Raw genomic sequence first — 20,438 nt, 5'->3', positions numbered from 1 at the left:
TTGAGCCTTTGGCAAAAGTTCCAAATATTTATAGCCGGGTAAAAGCGACATTGGGCAACCGAGGGCGGAAAAAGCGTGTTTCATCTGCGATACAGTCGCCTTTTCCGAAACCCATGAAAAAAAACTTCCGACAAAGCGTCGGTATTTTGTCGTCAGGATAGTTTCACAATGCCATACCGGCCCGGCTATTGTGCCGCTCCACCCCTCTATATACTAGTGGGCTGTGTGGCTGTCTCGACTCGCCCCTCCGCCTGTCTTGCGCCAACCCCGACCCGGGTCGCTTTGAGCGGAATCCTGAAATGAGCCAACAGTTTCAACACGATGTCCTGGTAATTGGCAGCGGCGCTGCCGGTTTGAGTCTCGCGCTGACCCTGCCCGGTCACTTGCGCATCGCGGTACTGAGCAAAGGCGATCTCGCCAACGGTTCGACCTATTGGGCCCAGGGTGGCGTCGCGGCCGTGCTTGACGACACCGACACCGTCGAATCCCACGTCGACGACACGCTCAATGCCGGCGGCGGTTTGTGCCATGAAGATGCGGTACGTTTCACTGTCGAGCACAGCAAGGAAGCGATCCAGTGGCTGATCGACCAAGGCGTGCCGTTCACCCGTGATGAACAATCCGGGACTGAAGACGGCGGATTCGAATTCCATCTCACCCGCGAAGGCGGCCACAGCCATCGCCGCATCATCCATGCCGCCGATGCCACCGGCGCCGCGATTTTCACAACCTTGCTGGCCCAGGCCAGACAGCGTTCGAACATCGAACTGCTGGAGCAGCGAGTCGCGGTGGACCTGATCACCGAGCGCCGCCTCGGGCTGGACGGCGACCGCTGCCTCGGCGCCTACGTGCTCAATCGCAAGACCGGCGAAGTCGATACCTACGGCGCTCGATTCGTGATTCTGGCTTCCGGCGGTGCCGCCAAGGTCTACCTCTATACCAGCAACCCTGACGGCGCCTGCGGTGATGGCATCGCCATGGCCTGGCGCTCGGGTTGCCGCGTGGCGAACCTGGAATTCAATCAGTTCCACCCCACTTGCCTGTATCACCCGCAGGCCAAGAGTTTCCTGATCACCGAAGCCCTGCGCGGGGAAGGCGCACATTTGAAGCTGCCGAACGGCGAACGCTTCATGCAGCGCTTCGACCCACGCGCCGAACTGGCGCCACGGGACATCGTCGCTCGCGCCATCGACCATGAAATGAAGCGTCTGGGTGTCGACTGCGTCTACCTCGACATCAGCCACAAACCCGAAGCATTCATCAAAACGCACTTCCCGACGGTTTACGAGCGCTGCCTCGGATTCGGCATCGATATCACCAAGCAACCGATCCCGGTCGTGCCGGCGGCGCACTACACCTGCGGCGGCGTTATGGTTGACCAGCAAGGCCGCACCGACGTGCCTGGTCTGTACGCCATCGGCGAAACCAGCTTCACCGGCCTGCACGGTGCCAATCGCATGGCCAGCAACTCACTGCTGGAGTGCTTCGTCTATGCCCGCTCTGCCGCCACGGACATTCTCGAGCAATTGTCCGACGTCGCCATCCCGCGCGCCCTGCCCGCCTGGGATGCGAGCCAGGTGACCGATTCCGACGAAGACGTGATCATCGCGCACAACTGGGACGAGTTGCGGCGCTTCATGTGGGACTACGTCGGTATCGTGCGCACCAACAAACGCCTGCAGCGCGCACAGCACCGCGTGCGTCTGCTGCTGGACGAGATCGACGAGTTCTACAGCAACTATAAAGTCAGCCGCGACCTGATCGAATTGCGCAACCTGGCGCAAGTGGCGGAACTGATGATCCGCTCGGCCATGGAGCGCAAGGAAAGTCGTGGCCTGCATTACACCCTCGACTACCCGGACCTGCTGCCCGAAGCCCTCGATACTATTCTGGTGCCGCCCACCTACGCCGGCTGAACTTGAGCCGCACCCGCAGGCGTCGGTGCAAATCCGCCGCCTGCGCATCCCGGGGTACACAGATCGATCTGACCCAACGTTCACCGCGCAATCGAAAGCGCAACACCACAATCAACGGCAATGCCAGGCTGTCCGGACGCAACTGCACCGCCTGCCAGCCATCGGCCTGATTCCACAACTGCCAGCCATCGGCATCACGACGCAATCGGCAGAAAGCTTTGGGATGACTCAGCAGAATCTGACGGGGCAATACCCACACAGCATGGATCAGACAGGCGACCGCCCCGAGCAGGCTGGCCCAGAAAGGCAGGACAAGCAGAAACAGAGCGCACAGGGCCAACGCCTGGGCCAGGAGATACGCCGCCAGCAACTGCCGTGAGGCATGCCAGCGGCATTCAAACGTATTACTTGGGCTGGACACGATCCAGAATCATGCGAACCATGCGCTGCAGCTCAGGATCTTCAGACTCGCTGCGTTCCATGAACCAGCCGAACATGTCCTGATCCTCGCATTCCAGCAGGCGGACATACAGCGCGCGATCCACCTCGTTCAGATTCGAGTAGACCTCTTTCACAAACGGCACCAGCAACACGTCAAGCTCGAGCATGCCGCGGCGGCTGTGCCAAAAGAGGCGATTCAGTTCAACTTGTTCGACCATGGAGCGCTCCTCAAATAGGCCGCAAGTATACAGGCCAGAGGCGGGCCGAACAGTCGGCTTTGGTCGGGCGCCACCGATCCTTTATGAACTACCCATTTCAACACCACCCCCTTATGATGTGCCCCAGTCTATTTACCCTGCGATGACCCATGGCCGATTCTGCTTTTTTCTGCACCCTCTCTCATGAAGGCGTTCTCGCGGTTCGCGGCGCGGACGCCGGCAAATTCCTGCAAGGCCAGTTGACCTGCAATATCAATTACCTGAGTGATGACCGGGCCAGCCTTGGTGCCCGCTGCACGCAGAAAGGCCGGATGCAGTCGAGTTTCCGCATCGTGCTTGAAGGCGACGGCGTGCTGCTGGCCATGGCCGGCGAGCTGCTGGAGCCACAACTGGCGGACCTGAAAAAGTACGCGGTGTTCTCCAAATCGAAACTGACCGACGAAAGCGAGTCATGGGTGCGCTTCGGTCTGGAGCATGGGGATGCAGCCCTGAGCAGCCTGGGTCTGGAACTGTCGGCGGACACCGACAGCGTGGTTCGCCACGAAGGGTTGATCGCGATTCGCGTCTCCCCCGACCGTGCCGAACTCTGGGCGCCAGCCGATCAGGCCGACGCCATCAAAGGCAAGCTGTCTGCGCAATTGACCGAAGCCGAACTCAATCAATGGCTGCTGGGCCAGATCCGTGCCGGTATCGGCCAGGTCATGCCGGGCACCCGCGAACTGTTCATTCCGCAGATGCTCAATCTGCAAGCGGTCGGCGGCGTGAGCTTCAAGAAAGGTTGCTACACCGGGCAAGAGATCGTTGCGCGCATGCAGTACCTGGGCAAGCTCAAGCGTCGCCTGTACCGCGTGCAACTGGACGCCAGCGAGTTGCCGGAGCCCGGCACCCCGCTGTTCGCTCCGAGCCACGGCAGTTCCATCGGCGAAGTGGTGCTGGCCGCCCGCGCCGAAAAGAATATTGAACTGCTGGCCGTGTTGCAGGCCGAAGCTGCCGAAGCGGGCGATTTGCATCTGGGTACGGTCGAAGGGCCGGCGCTGCACTTGCTCGACCTGCCTTACGAACTGGATCGCGACCGCGAAATCCAGCGTTGATCGCAGCATTTGTTGCAACACCCTAGAGAAATGACATGAGTGAGCTGGCGGATAAGGTCCAACAGGATTTGGTTGAGGCCATCGATAACGATGACCTGGTTCTGCCAACGTTACCGGAAGTGGCCCTGCAGATTCGCAAGGCCGCCGAAGACCCGGACATCAGCGTCAGCGACCTGAGCAAAGTCATCGGCCGTGACACGGCGCTCTCGGCACGGCTGATCAAAGTGGTCAACAGTCCCTTGCTGCGCGCCACGCAGGAAGTCACCGACCTGCATACCGCGATCACCCGGCTGGGCGTCAACTACAGCAGCAACCTGGCGATCGGTCTGGTGATGGAGCAGATCTTCCACGCACGCTCCGAGGTGGTGGAACAGAAAATGCGCGAAGTCTGGCGCAAGAGCCTGGAGATCGCCGGCGTCAGCTACGCATTGTGCCGCCGCTATACCCAGCTCAAGCCGGATCAGGCTGCATTGGGCGGGCTGGTGCACCAGATCGGCGTGCTGCCGATCCTGACCTACGCCGAAGACCATTACGAACTGCTGTCCGACCCCGTCAGCCTCAATCATGTGATCGATCACATTCATCCGCTGATCGGCGACAAGTTGCTGCGGGTCTGGGAATTCCCGGAGCGCCTCGTGGAGTTGCCGGGGCTGTATCAGGATCTGAAACGCGAATCGCCACAGGTCGATTATGTGGATCTGGTGCAAGTGGCCAGCCTGTATTGCCACAAAGACACCGATCATCCCCTCGCCCGGATCGACCCGCTCAGTGTTCCGGCCTTTCGCAAGCTCGGGATAGACATCGACAACAAGGCGTTGTGCGAAGATCTGGAAGAATCGCGCTCGATGTTCTACTGAGTCTCAGCCTGCGATAAAACTCACCCGCACCTTCAACCCCACGGGCTCGCCATCGTGCAGGGTAATCTGCGCCAGATGGGCGCGACAGATCTCCCCGACGATCGCCAGACCCAGCCCGGAGCCGGCAACCTGCTGGTTGCGCCGGTAGAAGCGCTCGAATACCCGGTCACGCTCATCCTGAGGAATACCCGGGCCGTCGTCTTCGACTTCAAGCACGGCCGGCGACAGCACCCGCAAGATCACGTTGCCGCCCGATGGCGTGTGCGCCAGAGCGTTGTCCACCAGATTGCTCAGCAGTTCGTTGAGCAACGTCGGCTCGCCGCGCAGCCAGACCGGCTCATCCGCTTCCAGCGCCAAAGCCACACCGCGCGCATGAGCCAGAGGCGCCATGGCCATGCCCAGTTCCCGGGCCAACTGGCTCAGATCCAGCAACTGCGCGCCGCCCTCGGCAATCGCCCGGGCACCGTTTTCCACCCGCGCCAGCGACAGCAACTGGTTGGCCAGATGGGTCAGACGATCGGTGCTTTGTGCCGAAGATTCCAGTGTCTCGCGCCAGATTTGCGGCTCGCCGGAACGCAGCCCCAATTCAAGACGGGCCTTGAGCGCTGCCAGTGGCGTGCGCAGTTCGTGGGCGGCATCGGCGATGAATTGCGCCTGTCGTTCGAACTGCCCGCGCAAGCGTTCGGTAAAGTGATTGAGCGCCCGCACCAGCGGCCACAATTCGTGCTGCACCTCCACCAGCGGCAAGGGCCGCAGATCGTCGGGCTGACGCTCCTCGACCGCCGTGCGCAAACGCTCGATCGGTCGCAATGCCGCGCTGACCGCAAACCACACCAGCAACAATGCGCCAATTGCCAGCATGCCCAGCCGCAACAAGGTATCGGCCGCCAGACTGCGGGCCATGCTGACACGCGCTTCGTCGGTTTCGGCGACACGGATTTCCGCCATGCCGTTCATGTTCGGTTCGGTCACCGCTTTCAACAGGCTGACCACACGCACGTTCTGGCCCTGATAGGTGGCGTTGTAAAAACGCGCGAGCGCCGGATAGCTGTCGGTTCTCGGCGTTCCCGGCGGCGGGCCGGGCAGGTTTTCGTAACCGGAAATCAACTTCTGATGGATGTCGTTGACCTGGTAATAGATGCGCCCGGCGCTGTCGTAGGCGAAGGTGTCGAGGGCTACATAAGGCACGTCGGCACTGAGACTGCCGTCCCGCTGCGAAAGGCCGGCGGCGATGGTCCGCGCCGACGCCAGAAGTGTGCGGTCGTAAGCGGTGTCGGCGGCTTCGCGACCGTTCCAGTAAGCGCTCAATCCGCTGGCCAGCATCAATACCACCAACAACAGCGCGAGGTTCCACAGTAACCGCCAGCGCAGGCTGCTGGGCTTATGCATCGCGGCTTTCCAGCAGATAACCCAGGCCCCGGAAGGTCACGATGGCCACTGCATGACCGTCGAGCTTCTTGCGCAAGCGGTGCACGTAGATTTCGATGGCATCGGGGCTGGCCTCCTCGTCGAGACCGAACACTTGCGAAGCCAGTTGCTCCTTGCTCATCACCCGGCCGGGACGGGCGATCAGCGCTTCGAGCACCGCCTGTTCGCGGGAGGTCAGGGTTAACAGTTCTTCACCGAGGGTGAAGCGTCGGGTCTCCAGGTCATAGGCCAGCACACCACACCGCTGCAGGCGTTCGCCGCCCAGCACACTGCGGCGCAGCAAGGCTTTGACCCGAGCCTCGAGTTCGGTCAGCTCAAAAGGTTTGGCCAGATAATCGTCAGCCCCCAGATTTAGCCCGTGGACCCGATCCTTGACGTCGCTGCGAGCCGTCAGCATCAGCACCGGCAGGTTCTTGCCCCGGGCCCGCAGACGCGCCAGCACTTCAAATCCGTCCATGCGCGGCAGGCCGACATCAAGGATCGCCATCGCGTACTCCTCGCTGCCCAGCGCCAGGTCGGCAGCCACGCCATCGTGCAACACGTCCACGGTCAGACCGGTGCTCTTGAGCGCCTGGGCAACGCTTTCGGCCAGTTGCAGATGGTCTTCGACGAGCAGAACACGCATGGAGCTTTACCTCATTCAGGGATGGCCGACGCCATTCTTTGCCGCGGAGTTTACAGCCGCAACCGCCGCTGTGAAGCCCGAAATCCGGGAAAGTCAGCTGAAAGGTTAGCGAAAGGTTAGCCCGTTAGAGTCGGGCCACGGACAGTTCCGACTGCCGTCGCTGATGCCACACAGCGATACGAAAAACGCCTCGAAGCGTTTTCGACCAATAAGAACAATAAACGGAGTACACCTCGCATGCCGTCCTTGCAGACCAAGGCTCTTAAGCCTGTTCGTCCTTCCCGTTTCAGCCCCGCCGCCCTTGCCGGTGCAGCCGCCCTCGCCGGTTTCGCACCGATGAGCTACGCCGATTTCATCGAAGACAGTTCCGCCACCTTCGAAACCCGCAACATGTATTTCAACCGCGACTTTCGCGATGGCACCAGCGCCCAGCAGTCCAAGCGCGACGAGTGGGCACAGGGGTTCATGCTCAACCTGCAATCGGGCTACACCGACGGCACCGTGGGGTTTGGTGTCGATGCACTGGGGATGTTGGGGGTCAAGCTCGATTCGAGCCCGGACCGCACCGGCACCGGCCTGCTGCCGACCCACGATGACGGTCGCGCGGCGGACGAGTACTCCAAACTCGGCCTGACCGGCAAGGTGAAGATCTCCGCCACCGAATTGAAGATCGGCAGCCTGATTCCGGAACTGCCGATCCTCAAGCCGAACGACGGGCGCATCCTGCCGCAGACCTTCGAAGGCGGTTTGCTGACCTCCAAAGAGATCAAGAACCTGACCTTCACCGGTGGACGTCTGGAGAAAGCCAAGGACCGCGACAGCACCGATTTCGAGGACATTGCCCTCAACAACAAGAACGGCCGTTTCGCCGGCACCGTCGCCGGCAGGCACTTCGACTTTGCCGGCGTGGACTACAAGTTCACCGACAAGATCACCGGCAGCTACCACTTCGCCCAACTCGACGACGTCTATAACCAGCACTTCTTCGGACTGGTCGCTTCGCGGCCGATGGGACCGGGCACCTTCGCCACCGACCTGCGTTTTGCCGTCAGTGACGATCAGGGCGCAGCCCGTGGCGGCGAGATCGACAACCGTTCCCTCAACGGTCTGGTCAGTTATGCCCTGAGCGGCCACAAGTTCACCGCCGGCTATCAGCACATGTCCGGCGACAGCGCCTTCCCCTATGTCGATGGCAGCGACCCGTACCTGGTCAACTTCGTGCAGATCAACGACTTCGCCGGCGCCGAAGAACGCTCCTGGCAGGCCCGTTACGACTTCGACTTCGCCAGACTCGGCATCCCCGGCCTGAGCTTCATGAGCCGCTACCTGAGCGGTGACAACATCAAGCTCAAGAACGGCGATGAAGGCAAGGAGTGGGAGCGCAACACCGAGATCAAATATGTAGTACAAAGCGGCGCCCTGAAGGACGTTGCCGTGCGTTTGCGTAATGCCACTTACCGTTCCAACTACTCCGCTCGCGATGCCGATGAAGTGCGTCTGCTGGTGAGCTATAGCGTTGCCCTTTGGTAATTCAGTACGTCCATAACAACAACTCCCAAGGAGACTTAGATGAACTTATCACTGCGTAAAGTTGCTCTGGCCGCTGGCGTCATGCTGTTCGCCGGCCAACTGATGGCCGAACCCAAGCGCCCGGAATGCATCGCCCCGGCCTCCCCCGGCGGCGGTTTCGACCTGACCTGCAAACTGGCGCAAAGCGCGCTGGTCAACGAAAAGCTGCTGACCAAACCAATGCGCGTGACCTACATGCCCGGCGGTGTCGGTGCTGTTGCGTACAACGCCGTCGTGGCTCAGCGCCCGGCGGACGCCGGTACGCTGGTGGCCTGGTCCAGCGGTTCGCTGTTAAACCTGGCGCAAGGCAAGTTCGGCCGTTTCGATGAAACCAACGTACGCTGGCTGGCGGCGGTCGGCACCAGCTACGGTGCCATCGCAGTGAAAAGCGATTCGCCCTACAAGACCCTGGATGATCTCGTTCAGGCACTGAAGAAAGATCCGAGTGCCGTAGTCATCGGCTCCGGCGGCACTGTCGGCAGCCAGGACTGGATGCAGACTGCACTGATCGCCAAAGCTGCCGGGATCAACCCACGCGACCTGCGTTACGTTGCCCTCGAAGGTGGCGGTGAGATCGCCACCGCCCTGCTCGGCGGCCACATCCAGGTCGGCAGCACCGACATCTCCGACTCCATGCCGCACATCCAGAGCGGTGACATGCGCCTGCTGGCCGTGTTCGCTGAAAACCGTCTGGACGAGCCGGAAATGAAAGACATCCCTACCGCTCGCGAGCAAGGCTACGACATCGTCTGGCCGGTTGTGCGCGGCTTCTACCTCGGGCCAAAAGTCAGCGATGAAGACTACGCCTGGTGGAAAGGTGCCTTCGACAAACTGCTGGCTTCCGAAGAGTTCGCCAAGCTGCGCGATCAGCGTGAACTGTTCCCGTTCGCCATGACCGGCCCGGAGCTGGACACCTACGTGAAGAAGCAAGTCGCGGATTACAAAGTGCTGGCCAAAGAGTTCGGCCTGATCCAGTGATCGTCTCTGTCTAGCGGCCGTGGCCTCGCGCATCGAGGTCGTGGCCCAGGAGTTCCTCATGCTGATTCAACGCATTTTTGCCTCGGTGTTACTGCTGGCCTGTGCCGGCCTGGCACTGATGGCGTGGCCCTATCAGGCTGCGTTTTCCTACGAGCCGGTCGGCCCGCGGGCGTTTCCTCTGCTGATGCTCGGCCTGATGAGCCTGGCGCTGCTGTACATGGTGTTTCGCCCGGCGCCGATCAAACACAGTGAAGACGAGCCGCCGCTGGACCGCGAAACCCTGACCAAGATCGGCATCTGCGTGCTGTTGCTGCTGGTGTTCGCCGGTCTGTTCGAGCCGCTGGGCTTCATCCTCAGCAGTTGCCTGATCGGCGTCCCGATGGCGCGCCTGTACGGCGGCCGATGGTTACCCAGCATCGTGGTGACCACGCTGATGGCCATCGGTCTGTACCTGCTGTTCGACCGTCTGATGGACGTACCGCTGCCCCTCGGCCTGCTCGACGTTCTGGAGAACTGATATGGATACGCTCGGATATTTGGGACAGGGCTTCGGCGTCGCGCTGAGCCCGTACAACCTGGTCACGGCGCTGACCGGTACGCTGATCGGCACCGTGGTCGGCCTGCTGCCGGGCCTGGGACCGATCAACGGTGTGGCACTGCTGATACCCATCGCTTTCGCCCTGGGCCTGCCGCCGGAGTCGGCGCTGATCCTGTTGGCGGCGGTGTACCTGGGCTGCGAATACGGCGGCCGGATCAGTTCGATCCTGCTGAACATTCCCGGCGAAGCCTCCACCGTGATGACCACTCTGGACGGCTACCCGATGGCCCGCCAGGGTCTGGCCGGGGTCGCGCTGTCGCTGTCGGCGTGGAGCTCGTTCATCGGTGCGTTCATCGCCACCTGCGGCATGGTGCTGTTCGCCCCGCTGCTGGCGAAATGGGCGATTGCCTTCGGGCCGGCGGAATACTTCGTCCTGATGGTGTTCGCGATTGTCTGCCTGGGCGGCATGGCCGGTGACCGACCACTGAAGACGTTCATTGCGGCGTTGATCGGTCTGTTCCTGTCCAGCGTCGGCATCGACGCCAACAGCGGCGTGTATCGTTTTACCGGCGACAACATTCACCTGACCGACGGCATTCAGTTCGTGGTGCTGGTACTGGGCCTGTTCTCGATCAGCGAAATCCTTCTGCTGCTGGAGAAAACCCATCGCGGCCAGGAAGCGGTGAAAGCCACCGGGCGGATGATGTTCAACTTCAAGGAAGCGGCGTCGGTGTTCGTGGTGAACATCCGTTGCGGCCTGCTCGGTTTCATCATGGGCGTATTGCCGGGCGCCGGCGCGACGCTGGCCAGTGCCGTGGCCTACATGACCGAGAAACGCATCGCCGGTGCCAGCGGCAAGTTTGGTCAGGGCGACGCCCGCGGCCTCGCTGCGCCGGAAACCGCGATCGGTGCCTCCGCCTGCGGCGCGCTGGTGCCGATGCTCACCCTCGGCGTACCGGGTTCCGGCACCACGGCGGTGATGATCGGCGCTCTGTCGCTGTACAACATCACCCCCGGCCCGCTGCTGTTCCAGCAACAGCCGGACATCGTCTGGGGCCTGATCGCCTCGCTGTTCATCGCCAACATCATGCTGGTGATCCTGAACATCCCGATGATCCGCATCTTCACCCGCATCCTCGCCGTGCCGAACTGGGCCCTGGTGCCGGTGATCGCGATCATTACCGGGATCGGCGTGTACGCCGTGCACGCGACCACCTTCGACCTGTTCCTGATGGTCGGCATCGGCATCTTCGGCTACATCCTGCGCAAACTGGACTTCCCGCTGTCGCCAGTTTTGCTGGGGTTCATCCTCGGCGGCCTGATGGAGCAGAACCTGCGCCGCGCACTGTCGATCTCCAACGGTGCCCTGGAAATCCTCTGGTCGAGTCCGATCACCTTCGGCGTCTGGGTGCTGACCGCGATCATGTTGCTGATGCCGCTGCTGCGCATCTGGCGCAAACGCTCGGCTGCGCAACGCGCCATTGCCGATGTTTGATCGGTCTTCCCTCAAATCCTGGTGGGGAACCCCGCTGGTCGGTCTGCTTGGCGGTTACATCGCCAGCCAGATCGGCTGGCCGCTACCGTGGATGGTCGGCTCGTTGCTGGCGATCATCCTGGTGCGCTGCCTGACTCCGTGGCAATTGGCCGAAATCCCTGGCGGCCGCAAATGCGGCCAGTGGATCGTCGGGATCGGTATCGGGTTGCACTTCACCCCGCTGGTGATGGAGCAGGTGCTCAGCCACTTCGGCTTGATCTTCTTCGGCGCGCTGGTCACCAGCCTCTCGGCGGTGGTCGGCGTGTGGCTGATGCGCCGCACCGGCGAGGATCGCGCCACGGCGTTTTTCTCCAGCATGCCCGGCGGCTCCGGTGAGATGGTCAACCTCGGCGCACGCAACGGCGCGATGCTCAGCCATGTCGCGGCCGGGCAGAGTTTGCGGGTGCTGGTAGTGGTGTTGTGCGTTCCGGCGGCGTTCAAGTATCTGCTGGGCGATGGCGCCCCGACTTCTCACGCCGGCAGCGTCGATTGGCGCTGGCTGGCGATTCTTTTTCCGGCGGGCGGCCTGCTCGCCTGGCTCTGGCAACGTCTGCGTCAACCCAATCCGTGGCTGTTCGGCCCGCTGCTGGTCAGCGCGGCAGTGAGCATCGGCTGGGATCTGCACATCGGTTTGCCCAATGGCGGCAGCCAGATCGGCCAATGGCTGATCGGCAGCGGGCTGGGTTGTCACTTCAACCGGCAGTTCTTCCGCCGGGCGCCCTCGTTTATGGGACGCACGTTGATCGGCACGGCGCTGACCATGTTGATCGCGACGTTGGCGGCGTTGGGACTGAGTGCAATGACGCATCTGGATCTGCGTTCGCTGACCCTGGGCATGATGCCCGGCGGGATCGCCGAGATGAGCCTGACGGCGGAAACCCTGCAATTGTCAGTGCCGCTGGTGACGGCGATGCAGGTGATGCGGCTGTTGTTCGTGCTGTTTCTGGCGGAACCGTTGTTCAAGTATTGGAATAGAAACGGGGAATGCCCGTAAATCATGTAGACGCCCAATACGCTTCAAGAACGGAAGAGCATGCCTCGAAGCGTATTCTTGGCCCAATCAGGAAATATCGAGTTTCCCCATCATCACTTCTACCGTTTTACCAGCCGAGCCGATGCGAGCTTTAAATTCAAAATCCGAGGCTTGATAACGCCTACCTTCGGCGACTCCAGTGAACGTGATCTTTCCCTCAAGCGCTCGGAAGTATTCTTGCTCACCACCGCCACCACTGTCATCAACGTAATAGCGAACGCCGATACCGCCGGGCCCGAGAGCGTGCTCGCCAATCGCGAGACCTGGTGGTAACTCAAAAATAATCGACGTGAAGAAGTCAGAAATAGCGACCCTACCACCTGCGGCGTAATAGACGCCGTCATTGTGGAGAAAAACATCTTTAGTGTCGATTACGCTCAGAGGGTTGGTTGGATCAAACCGCGTAGTTCTTGCAAAAAGACTTCCCAATGCCTTCGGAAAGGACTTTACATCATTGATGTTCAAATCATTCATGACGTTCTCCCGCTCCATTGTTTACCAGCACAGTCGCCTGTGACGCCGACTGCACAACTAAACATGGGTTTCACCTTTATATCTACTGTCAGAAATAACAGGTAGATGAAGCAATCCGACGGGCGGCTCTCACCACCCGAGAGACTTCAGAAGAGTATTTAAACAACCGACGGCAGGCGCCACTCGATCGGCGCTTCGCCGTTCTGCTCCAGGAACTTGTTGGTGCGGCTGAAATGCCCGCAGCCGAGGAACCCGCGATAGGCCGACAGCGGCGACGGGTGCACCGACGTCAGCACCAGATGCTTGGTGGCGTCGATCAGCTTCTGCTTGCTCTGGGCATGGGAGCCCCAGAGCATGAACACCAGATGCGGCTGGCGCTGGCTGACCACCTCGATGATCCGGTCCGTAAAAAACTGCCAGCCCTTGTCCTTGTGCGCATTGGCGTTGGCGCGCTCGACGGTCATGGTGGTGTTGAGCATCAACACACCCTGATCAGCCCAGCTCTGCAGATAGCCATGGTTGGGGATGTCGATGTTCAGGTCGCGCTTCAACTCTTTATAGATGTTGACCAGCGACGGCGGCGCCGGCACGCCCGGTTGCACCGAGAAGCACAAGCCGTGGGCCTGACCCGGGCCGTGGTACGGGTCCTGGCCGAGGATGACCACTTTTACCTTGTCCAGCGGCGTCGAATTCAACGCGTTGAAGATCATCGGGCCTGGCGGATAGATTTCCTTGCCGGCCGCCCGCTCCTGCTGCAGAAAAGTGCGCAACTCTGCCATGTAGGGCTGGTCGAACTCAGCACGCAGTGCCTCCTTCCAGCTCGGTTCGAGTTTGATACGGTCGTCAGCAGTCATGGTTACATCCGGCAAAAACAATTGGGGCGAACCCTAGGAAAGCCGACCACGCTTGTCAATTGATCTGACGCAGATCCGGCACTTTCCCACGCAGCGGTCATACTGATCGTTCAAATTCCCGATCGAGGTCACGATGAATCTGCACTTCGAAGAACTGACCGGCACCGACGGCGCGCGCATCGGCGTGGCCACTCTGGATGCCGAAAAGTCGCTCAATGCGCTGTCCCTGCCGATGATCCACGCCCTGAGCGACAAACTGAACGCCTGGGCCAAGGATCCGCAAATCGTCTGCGTGCTGCTGCGCGGCAACGGCGCCAAGGCCTTCTGTGCCGGCGGCGAGGTGCGCAGTCTGGTAGAAGCCTGCCGCGCCCATCCCGGCGAAGTGCCGCCGCTGGCTGCGCAGTTTTTCAGCGCGGAATATCGTCTGGATTACAGCCTGCACACTTACCCGAAACCGTTGATCTGCTGGGGCCATGGCTATGTGCTTGGTGGCGGCATGGGCCTGCTGCAAGGCGCGAGCATCCGGATCGTCACGCCGAGCAGTCGTCTGGCGATGCCGGAAATCAGCATCGGCCTGTACCCGGATGTCGGCGCCAGCTGGTTTCTGTCACGACTGCCGGGCAAGCTCGGCTTGTTCCTCGGTTTGACTGGCGCGCACATGAACGGCCGCGATGCGATCGATCTGGACCTGGCCGACCGCTTCCTGCTCGACGAACAGCAACAGGAACTGATCGACGGTTTGTTGCAGTTGAACTGGCAGGAACAGACCGCCATGCAACTCAACAGCCTGCTCAAGGCGTTGCAGCAGGAAGCCGTGGCACAAATACCTGAGGCGCAATGGCTGCCGCGTCGGCAGCAGATCGATGAATGGCTGGATGTCAGCGATGTGACCTGCGCCTGGAAAGCCATCAGCCTGCATCGCGACAGCAGCGATCTGTTGATTGCCCGTGCGGCGAAAACCATGAGTGAAGGCTCGCCACTGACGGCGCATCTGGTCTGGGAACAGATCGTCCGCGCCCGCCACTTGTCGCTGGCCGAAGTCTTTCAGATGGAATACACCCTGAGCCTCAATTGCTGCCGACATCCGGAGTTCAGCGAAGGGGTCCGGGCGCGGCTGATCGACAAGGATCACAAACCGCACTGGCACTGGCCGGACATCGCCCGGGTGCCGGACGCGGTGGTCGAGGCGCACTTTCACAAGGTGTGGGAGGGGCGGCATCCGTTGGCGGATCTGTCGCAATACTAAAACCGATCATTGCCCGCGATGGCAGTCTCTCGAGCTCTGTCGCGGGAAGTTTGAGCCAGTTGCGAAATCATCTGCGATCAAACATTCAACTCGTAAAACGCGATTATTTCCTTCATTGCCTGCAACGACTCTTCATCATTTCTCGACAAGATATCCTCTACATCCCGTAACGGAGGTAGAGGGTGCAAAAGCTCAGCGAGTTGATTCGCCGTGTAATTTTCAACAGCTCCCTCGTCTCCTTGAACGCTGATGAAGCTGATAGCGGCATCGCCTCCTGAAAAGTGTTCGGAGACACGAATCTTTGGAGACATGCCATAGCTGACTACGATGACGAGATCATCCCGTTCACGGTGGAACTTGAGTTGATCAATCGACAGTCCGACCTCCGAAAAGTCTATACCGTCAGTTCCGCCACCGGCATTGATTACCAGGTCTCGCCCAAGCCCATCATATTTATACACATCATTGCCCCCGCCACCGGACAAGGTGTCATTGCCCGGCCCACCGTAAAGCACGTCATCACCTGAGCCACCGCCAAGCAGATCATCTCCTTGCATCCCTCTTATTTCACCAGTGCCGCTGAGGGTGTCATTACCGCGACCGCCCACGAGCGGTAGAAAACGGTTGTCTCGAAAAGACTTGACCTGAGTAGCGTACTGAACGGTGATGCCATGATGATAAGTATCGGGGGCGATGCCTAAGCGGCTAACGACGTCTTTAAAATTGATGCTCGAGCCGTCAGCAAACCTCACCCGTTCAATTCCGGAACCACTGAGATCGTTCGGATTGGGCAAAACGATTCGTACTTTTTGAGTTCCGCCCCATTCGATATCGAGTGTGGTGTACAGCATCTGGGCCCGAGGCGGTTGACGATGAGCCCCACGTGGTGGGGTGGGTGACAGTTCAATATTTACCGCCTCAACCAACACAGCGCCCCAGGTTAGTTTCAACTTATCTGGTTTCGCCTCTTCCGGAAGAACGACGGTATCAATATCAAGCCCCCCAAACTCTTCATGCCACCCAGAGGCTCCAACCTCGGGGCGCAAAAAAACAGGGTTAAGCACGTCGGCAATAATGGTGGTTGCGCCATCATGCGCTTCAACTATGTAAGTGTCGGGACCGTTTTCGCCGTAAAGCCAATCTTCTCCCGGCCCACTGATCAAATAATCGGCACCCGCGGAGCCGAGCAGTGTGTCGTTGCCTGCGCCAGCTGATAAAAATGCGCCTGGGATCCTGTCGTTCACCTCGCCGTACTCAAGCACCGAACCAGCATAGGTAACCACCAAGTCATCTCCTGCACCGCCATGAAAGAGATTTCCCACTTCGAGATTTACCCTGCCACCAGCGTCATTACCATGAACAACTTTATGCTTGATCGTTTGAGTAGTAGAACTCCAGCGAAACGCTTTACGAACAGTTTCATGACTTTCGAAACTGCCAGCGGGGTACACGTACCACCCCTGAATGGCGCCCGAATGATCGATATCTTCGACTACAGCATCGCCCAAATTGAACGAAAACCCCGAATAACTGGAGCCAGACGGATAATACTTTGGCTTTTGTGTTGGTAATTGCGCTGCTTCAGTTTTTACAAACTTGAATGTAGTTTTCGTTGCAGAGATTGACTGCCTTTCAGTCACCACGGCGTCAGCGGCAATCGCCCCCATCCACTCGGGTGTTCTGGAAAAGACTCCGGCTTCAACGTCCTCATGGATCAGTTCGGCGCTAATGGCATAGCCACTTTCGTCGGTAGCAATATGACTTCTAACCCAAACACCCTGATCGTTCAGTGCAAATCCTGATGCCTGCCGGGCCGCTGAGCGCTTTGTGTTCAGTTCCGAAAGAAAAAGGCTATCCCACCCGGTGTGACGACCCGTTTCACTGCCTTCCTTCTCAGTAGAAGGAGCTAAGTCATCGGGCTGTGTCTGGACGACTGCTACGCTCTCACTCTCAATGTCCTGCTTTTTTTCGGGATCGGGTACCGCAGCAAATGTCGCAGACGGATCCGTTACGTCTACCGATTGCACCGTTAATTTGATTACATCCTGGAAACTCAGGATCACACAATCGTTGAACCTGAACGTAGAACTTGCCCAATTTTCATGGTGACGAATCAGAAGCGCGTCACCAGTACCATTCGACAGCCGCAACGCTGTGCCCGCATCAAGATTGACGATCTCGGCCTGCAAGCTCTCAGCAGAAAATCCACCGCCAAAACTTACGACATTGTTGCCACCTGTATCGCTAACAACATCCACTCCATCGCCCACTCCGAAGTAGAAAACATCGTTACCCTGCATCCCTTCCAGATAATCGTTGCCGGCACCACCCTCAAACACGTTATCGCCAGGGCCGCCGCGCAAATAATCGACTCCCTCCCCGCCAACCAGCGTGTCGTTTCCGCCACCGCCCAGCAAAGTGTCGTTGCCTGAACCGCCGTCAAGATAATCGGCGCCATGTTCTGCTTCGGATGTTTGCTCGTAGTCCCCCATCAAAAAATCATCATCGGCACCGCCCAAAAGCGTATCGGCGCCCAAACCTCCCCAGAGCGTATCGTTTCCTGCATCACCTTGAATGTGGTCATCATTGGTTCCGCCCGCTTTCAAGCCAGGCTCATCACCATCCAGAGCATCTGCACCTGATCCGCCTACCAGTGTGTCGGAGCCACCCAATCCACGGAGTGTGTCGTCTCCCGTACTGCCATCAAGATAATCATCACCGTGATAACGAATCGGGTGTTCATGGTAATCACCGACCAATTCGTCATTCCCTCCGCCACCGAAAAGCGAATCACCGGCACCGCCGCCCCAAAGGGTGTCATTTCCCTCACCGCCATCCAGAAAATCACTTCCGAAAAAGTCTGCGGCATCACCCGAAACGCCTCGCAGCACCTCGTCATCACCTTTCAGCACATCATTGCCGCTGCCGCCGTACAACACGTCGCTACCACCGTTTCCGGCAAGGGAGTCATCGCCACTGCCACCCGCCAACAAATCGTTGCCATGATGGCGACTGTCGAGACCGCCACCCCAATCCAGGTTGTCTCCCAGCAATGTGTCATTGCCACTCCCGCCAGCCAGCGTGTCATTACCCTCTTCGCCGCACAGTGTGTCGTCGTCACTTCCGCCATCGAGCAGGTCATCTCCCCAGCCACCAATAATAAAATCTCGGCCACCCTGCCCATAGAGGATGTCGTCACTGCCCTCGGTGGGACTATTTAATGAAAATTTGTCAAAGACGCTACGCATGCTGATGACGCCATCACTGAGTGGAACGTCGATGCGCTTGACTGTCCAATTTTGCTCATGTGCTCCGGTTGTTTGATCACCGGACAAATTGTCATCACCTGCTCCTCCAATCAGCGTGTCTCGACCGTTGCCGCCGAGCAGCACGTCTCGCGAGGCAGTGCCGACAAGCAGGTCATCACCCTGCCCACCATCCAGCCAGTCGCCACGGCTGGCCTTTCCTTTTGTTGCATCGGCAAATGCATTTTCCAGCGTCGTCTGCTTGTCGCCGAATAAACGATCGTTGCCTTCTTTGCCGAACAATCGATCAGACCCGCCAAGACCAACGATGAGGTCATCTTTCGGTGATCCGTAAAGCAGGTCGGCTTTGTTCCTCTGCTTAACATTGGGCAAATGCACGGCGTTGCCCAACTCATCAAAGGAAGGCTGATCTCCGCGAACATTTGGGTCGTTATCTTTGACTTTCCAGTCGCCTTGAAGGACCAGATCGGGAGCGGGGAACGTCTGGCCCTGGTAATCAGGAAGATCAATGCCGAGCATCCCCGGCTTGAAGTTCTTTACGACGATGAGATCACTCAGTCCGTATTTAATGTTCAGCGTGTTTTCAGCCTGATCTTCAATGAGCGTCAAGCTGATGGCTCGATCTTCCGTAAGCCAGATATTGCTGAGCGGAGCACTGCGTTCGAGAGGTTGGATCGGAAGTCCATTTATCAGCAATCCGCCCCCAACGTCCGCATCAAAAATTTCGTCTACTCCATCTCCGCTGGAGAACTCATACCGATCGTTACCCGGCCCGCCAGTTAGAGAGTCGTTACCCTTGCCACCCGCCAACACATCATCACCGGCCATACCGTACAACGCATCATTGCCGTCGCCTCCTGTTAAAGAGTCATTGCCACGCCCCCCCTGGATAAAGTCATTACCGGACAGTCCGCTCATGGAATCGTTGCCGCCACCGCCGTAAAGATGATCGGTATTCGTTCCGCCACCAAATGATCGACCGCCGTCATCACCAAACATGACCAGAGGGTTTGAGACGCCGGTGGTCATCGGGGCCTGTTTGCCCGAAGCCAGATCCGAATAGGAAAAGGTCTGGACAGTATTTCGACCGAACGATCCATTGGTTCGGGAAATCAGCCGGGCCAGCATTTCAGAACGATCGGCAAGCCACTGCTCAGTGATGAAACCCTCCCCCGTTTCGGGATCGTAAAGCTCCAGTTCGCGTTCGGAAAAACCGTCGGCCCGCTCAATCACGATTTCGCTTAGTTGCTTGAGGGAATTGCGTAACGCGGCGCCGATTGGCGTTGCCTGACTGGCCAACGTTGCCCAGTCCTTGGCACTGCCATACTCGCCAATGGTTCTGGTAACGATGCTTTGCGATTGAGACGGAGAAAGTGCGGAGAAAAAGGTGTAGGCATTGGAGGCGAAGGTTTCGTCGGTGGTAGGCGTGGCGGCCGAGTTTCCGTCGTAGGTTCGCCTGAGCATGTCAAAGAAATCATTCAGGTTATATCGCAATATCAGGCTGACAATAGGTGAGATGGGCGTACCTTTCACCACATGCTGAATCAGCGGATTGATGCTGCCACTGGCAAGAGCGATGTTTATCTGTTCGGGCAGGACTGAAAACAGGCTCTCGACGATATTCAGTCCGAAATTCTTGATCACAGCGTGCAATGCAACACTGTATGAGTCCACGGCAAACAGAATATTCTTTAGATCGTCTAACCTATTGAACTTGGCGAGGTCGTGATTACCTTTTATATGAGAATCCGGGTCACCGGCCGAGATCAGTCGCCAGGTTTCATAGGGTTTTTCTCCACCCAACAGGCTAAAGCCGATTGTTCCAGACCATCCCGCATTACGACTGGTAGCTGTATCAATGTCACCAACATCTTCACGAAATAATACTTTACCAATAGCGCTCGCATCGATTGCTGCAATTTGGCTTATGGAGGGCACAGTCCATGGAGCCAAATTATGCTCAACGGAGCCTTTTATCAACGTATTCATGAGATTGACAGCCACCTGATTAGATGACTGTTGCATCTTCGAATCGCTGATTTTTTTATTTAACCTTAACTCCCCCTGCCGCAGGGTATAAGCTCGGATCAATGCAGAATAAGCGCCCACTCCGCCATTTGCATCAATTGCTACATCGAGCCAGAGTTTGGCATCTTTAAAAATGCCCATTACGTTCTCATCGAACGCAGAACCGTCTAAAAATTTCTCACCCAAAACATTCGACAATGTGCGATAAAGTACAGCGCAGTTTCGCCCCTCCATTGCCAACGCAAAATACTCTTCATCCTCGACATTGAATTCCATTCCCTCACAAATATTTGCAGCCTGCAAAATTTCCGACTTTTCCAAATCACTGAATATATAGCTCAT

The 20,438-nt window shown here is 58.7% G+C and carries 16 protein-coding genes; 9 read left to right on the top strand and 7 right to left on the bottom strand.

The window, feature by feature from the left end:
- Positions 1–299 precede the first annotated feature (299 nt).
- Positions 300–1,916, top strand: a complete 1,617-nt coding sequence (gene nadB / locus J5M72_RS25880; RefSeq protein ID WP_169429252.1) for an L-aspartate oxidase — start codon at positions 300–302, stop codon at positions 1,914–1,916.
- Here nadB and J5M72_RS25875 read toward each other — a convergent pair.
- Positions 1,885–2,337: a protein YgfX gene (locus tag J5M72_RS25875; protein WP_169429251.1), complete on the bottom strand. Its 453-nt coding sequence runs from the start codon at positions 2,335–2,337 to the stop codon at positions 1,885–1,887. The two genes, nadB and J5M72_RS25875, sit on opposite strands and share 32 nt — an antisense overlap.
- Positions 2,321–2,575 (bottom strand): succinate dehydrogenase assembly factor 2, encoded by a 255-nt coding sequence (locus tag J5M72_RS25870; RefSeq protein WP_065257636.1) that lies wholly within the window; start codon positions 2,573–2,575, stop codon positions 2,321–2,323. Before J5M72_RS25870 ends, J5M72_RS25875 begins: the two co-directional genes overlap by 17 nt.
- A 149-nt stretch (positions 2,576–2,724) precedes the next feature.
- Between J5M72_RS25870 and J5M72_RS25865 the strand changes: the two genes are divergently transcribed.
- The gene (locus tag J5M72_RS25865) at positions 2,725–3,666 is read left to right on the top strand and encodes a folate-binding protein YgfZ (protein WP_207867720.1); all 942 of its coding nucleotides are present in this window, start codon (positions 2,725–2,727) and stop codon (positions 3,664–3,666) included.
- A gap of 35 nt (positions 3,667–3,701) precedes the next feature.
- On the top strand, positions 3,702–4,523 hold the full coding sequence (locus J5M72_RS25860) for an HDOD domain-containing protein (protein ID WP_169429249.1): 822 nt from the start codon (positions 3,702–3,704) through the stop codon (positions 4,521–4,523).
- Between the two features lie 3 nt (positions 4,524–4,526).
- Here J5M72_RS25860 and J5M72_RS25855 read toward each other — a convergent pair whose 3' ends face one another.
- Positions 4,527–5,912 carry a sensor histidine kinase gene (locus J5M72_RS25855; protein ID WP_169429248.1) on the bottom strand — a complete coding sequence of 462 codons (1,386 nt, stop codon included), beginning with the start codon at positions 5,910–5,912 and terminating at the stop codon, positions 4,527–4,529.
- Positions 5,905–6,576 carry a response regulator gene (locus tag J5M72_RS25850; protein WP_169429247.1) on the bottom strand — a complete coding sequence of 224 codons (672 nt, stop codon included), beginning with the start codon at positions 6,574–6,576 and terminating at the stop codon, positions 5,905–5,907. Before J5M72_RS25850 ends, J5M72_RS25855 begins: the two co-directional genes overlap by 8 nt.
- Before the next feature lie 237 nt (positions 6,577–6,813).
- Between J5M72_RS25850 and J5M72_RS25845 the strand changes: the two genes are divergently transcribed.
- The 5 genes from J5M72_RS25845 to J5M72_RS25825 are packed head-to-tail and all read left to right on the top strand — an operon-like array spanning position 6,814 to position 12,189.
- Positions 6,814–8,106 carry an OprD family porin gene (locus J5M72_RS25845; RefSeq protein WP_207867719.1) on the top strand — a complete coding sequence of 431 codons (1,293 nt, stop codon included), beginning with the start codon at positions 6,814–6,816 and terminating at the stop codon, positions 8,104–8,106.
- 39 nt (positions 8,107–8,145) lie between these two features.
- Positions 8,146–9,123: a tripartite tricarboxylate transporter substrate binding protein gene (locus J5M72_RS25840; protein ID WP_169429245.1), complete on the top strand. Its 978-nt coding sequence runs from the start codon at positions 8,146–8,148 to the stop codon at positions 9,121–9,123.
- Between the two features lie 58 nt (positions 9,124–9,181).
- Complete coding sequence (locus tag J5M72_RS25835) at positions 9,182–9,640, top strand: tripartite tricarboxylate transporter TctB family protein (protein ID WP_169429244.1); 459 nt, start codon at positions 9,182–9,184, stop codon at positions 9,638–9,640.
- Between the two features lies 1 nt (position 9,641).
- Positions 9,642–11,156, top strand: a complete 1,515-nt coding sequence (locus tag J5M72_RS25830; protein WP_085729996.1) for a tripartite tricarboxylate transporter permease — start codon at positions 9,642–9,644, stop codon at positions 11,154–11,156.
- Complete coding sequence (locus J5M72_RS25825; protein ID WP_207867718.1) at positions 11,149–12,189, top strand: AbrB family transcriptional regulator; 1,041 nt, start codon at positions 11,149–11,151, stop codon at positions 12,187–12,189. Before J5M72_RS25830 ends, J5M72_RS25825 begins: the two co-directional genes overlap by 8 nt.
- Before the next feature lie 66 nt (positions 12,190–12,255).
- Here J5M72_RS25825 and J5M72_RS25820 read toward each other — a convergent pair whose 3' ends face one another.
- Both J5M72_RS25820 and ung read right to left on the bottom strand, forming a co-directional pair.
- Positions 12,256–12,702, bottom strand: coding sequence for a hypothetical protein (locus tag J5M72_RS25820; protein ID WP_207867717.1), 447 nt, complete (start codon positions 12,700–12,702; stop codon positions 12,256–12,258).
- A gap of 158 nt (positions 12,703–12,860) precedes the next feature.
- On the bottom strand, positions 12,861–13,556 hold the full coding sequence (ung, locus tag J5M72_RS25815; RefSeq protein ID WP_169429241.1) for a uracil-DNA glycosylase: 696 nt from the start codon (positions 13,554–13,556) through the stop codon (positions 12,861–12,863).
- A gap of 133 nt (positions 13,557–13,689) precedes the next feature.
- Here ung and J5M72_RS25810 point away from each other — a divergent pair, with 133 nt between their 5' ends.
- Positions 13,690–14,802, top strand: a complete 1,113-nt coding sequence (locus J5M72_RS25810; protein WP_207867716.1) for an enoyl-CoA hydratase/isomerase family protein — start codon at positions 13,690–13,692, stop codon at positions 14,800–14,802.
- 77 nt (positions 14,803–14,879) lie between these two features.
- Here the strand turns inward: J5M72_RS25810 and J5M72_RS25805 are convergent, their stop codons facing one another.
- On the bottom strand, positions 14,880–20,438 hold the full coding sequence (locus J5M72_RS25805) for a calcium-binding protein (protein ID WP_207867715.1): 5,559 nt from the start codon (positions 20,436–20,438) through the stop codon (positions 14,880–14,882).

It is taken from the genome of Pseudomonas sp. 58(2021) (genome assembly GCF_017491585.1).
Classification (GTDB): domain Bacteria; phylum Pseudomonadota; class Gammaproteobacteria; order Pseudomonadales; family Pseudomonadaceae; genus Aquipseudomonas; species Aquipseudomonas fluorescens_BT.
The sequence above is the reverse complement of the archived record's forward strand: the minus strand, read 5'-3'. Positions and strand labels throughout refer to the sequence as shown.